This is a genomic window from Streptomyces sp. NPDC054961, assembly GCF_053609145.1.
This window is the reverse complement of record NZ_JBSGWY010000004.1, coordinates 227,245-229,179: the sequence shown is the minus strand read 5'-3', so window position 1 is coordinate 229,179 and position 1,935 is coordinate 227,245. Positions and strand designations below refer to the sequence as shown.

Genomic DNA, 1,935 nt, shown 5'->3' with positions numbered 1-1,935 from the left:
GTCTCTCTTTTTTATATACCCCCCCCGCGCGGGGCGCCCCCCCCCCCCCGCCCCCCCCCCCCCCCCCCCGGGGGGGCCCCCCCCCGCCCCCCGCCGCGCCCCCCCCCCCCCCCCACGCCCGGAGTCACGTGAGAAGTGCCACGTCAGGGCCCCGAAGGCGGCTGTTGCGCCGCGCTGGGGGGATACTTCTGGCAAGTTGGCTGATATGAGTACGGCAACGCACAGAACACCCCTGACCGACTGGACCGTCCTGGTCCCCGTGGTGGCGCTCGTCGCGCTCTTCTTCAGCTGGGGACGCGACCTGCCCACGCCGGCCGTGGCCCTGGTGGCGCTCTGCCTGGCCGGCGCGGTGCTCGCGGCGGTCCACCATGCCGAAGTCGTCGCGCTCAGGGTGGGCGAACCCTTCGGCTCCCTCGTCCTGGCCGTGGCCGTGACCGTCATCGAGGTGGCCCTCATCGTCACCTTGCTGGCCGACGGCGGGGACAAGACCTCCTCGCTCGCCCGCGACACCGTCTTCGCCGCCGTCATGATCACGTGCAACGGCATCGTCGGCCTGTCCCTGCTCGTCGGGGCCCTGCGCAACCGCGTCGCCGTCTTCAACGCCGAGGGCTCGGGCGCGGCCCTCGCCACCGTCGCGACGCTCGCCGTCCTCAGCCTCGTGCTGCCCACCTTCACCACCAGCAAGCCCGGCCCCGAGTTCTCCACGGCCCAGCTGACCTTCGCGGCCACCGTCTCGCTCGCCCTCTACGGCCTCTTCATCACCGTCCAGACCGTCCGCCACCGCGACTACTTCCTGCCCGTCGACACGAAGCGGATCCGCACGGAGGCGGCGCGGGCCGCCGCCTCGGCGGGCCCGGACTCGGACGGCGGGGAGCACGCGGAGCCGCCCACCGCACGCGCCGCCCTGATCAGCCTCGGACTGCTGCTCGTCGCCCTCGTCGCGGTCGTCGGCAACGCCAAGGCGGTCTCCCCGACCATCGAACGCGGTGTCGCGAACCTGGGCCTGCCCTACGCGGTCGTCGGCGTGATCATCGCCATGCTCGTCCTGGCGCCCGAAACCCTGGCCGCCGTCCGCGCCGCCCGCCGCGACCGCGTGCAGACCAGCCTCAACCTCGCCTACGGCTCCGCCATCGCCAGCATCGGCCTGACCATCCCGGCCATCGCGCTCGCCTCGATCTGGCTCTCCGGTCCGCTGATGCTCGGCCTCGCCCCGGTCCACATGGTGCTGCTCGCGCTGACCATCGTCGTCAGTGCCCTCACGATCGTCCCGGGCCGGGCCACCCTGCTCCAGGGCGGCGTCCACATCGTGCTGCTGGCCGCGTACCTCTTCCTCGCCGTCAGCCCCTGAGCTCCCCCCGGCACGCGTACGGCCGGCCGCCCCCCTCGGGAGCGGCCGGCCGTACGCGTGCCGGAGGCGAGTGGCCCGTTGCCCGTGGCCGGGCCCGGGCCCGTTGCCCGGGGCCGTCGGCGTCAGCGCCGCTCGCGCGGCCAGACCACCTTCAGCTGCGGCGACGTGAGGATGTCCCACTCGCAGAACCGCGAGGTCACCCAGCGCTCCTGCGAGAAGAGGCGGGTCTGGTCGGTGGAGTGCGGCGAGTCCGTGTTCGAGGACTGGCCGTACGTCAGCAGGGTGCGCGCCACGGGGCAGCGGCCGCCGTCCCAGCCGACCGCCTGGATGTGACTGGAGCCGTGCACGACCTCGGCATAGCCGCCGGCCGCCGCGTTCCACGGCGCCTCGATCTTGTTCCAGACCCCCAGCGCCTCGGTCCCGCCGCCCACCGGCAGCTTCTGCCCGCCGCGCACCACGAACTGGTTCTCACCGAGCGGTGCGTCGAGCGCGATGCCCGCCGCACCCAGCTCCGCGACCGTGTCGGCGAGCGCCCCGGCCCCTCGCGGCCCGCCCCCCGGAGCGCGCGCCGGCGCGCCCGCACCGCA

The 1,935-nt window shown here is 74.4% G+C and carries 2 protein-coding genes; one reads left to right on the top strand and one right to left on the bottom strand.

Annotation, left to right across the window (positions count from 1 at the left end):
* The first annotated feature begins 205 nt into the window (after window positions 1-205).
* On the top strand, window positions 206-1,348 hold the full coding sequence (locus ACWF9Z_RS06835) for a calcium:proton antiporter (protein ID WP_453598213.1): 1,143 nt from the start codon (window positions 206-208) through the stop codon (window positions 1,346-1,348).
* A 122-nt stretch (window positions 1,349-1,470) separates the two neighbouring features.
* Here the strand turns inward: ACWF9Z_RS06835 and ACWF9Z_RS06830 are convergent.
* Window positions 1,471-1,935 (bottom strand): penicillin acylase family protein (locus ACWF9Z_RS06830; RefSeq protein ID WP_453598211.1); only part of this gene is annotated, 465 nt, incomplete at its 5' end.

Excerpts from the sequence above, each read along its gene's own strand:
- ACWF9Z_RS06835 (WP_453598213.1), top strand. The coding sequence starts at position 206 with ATGAGTACGGCAACGCACAGAACACCCCTGACCGACTGGACCGTCCTG.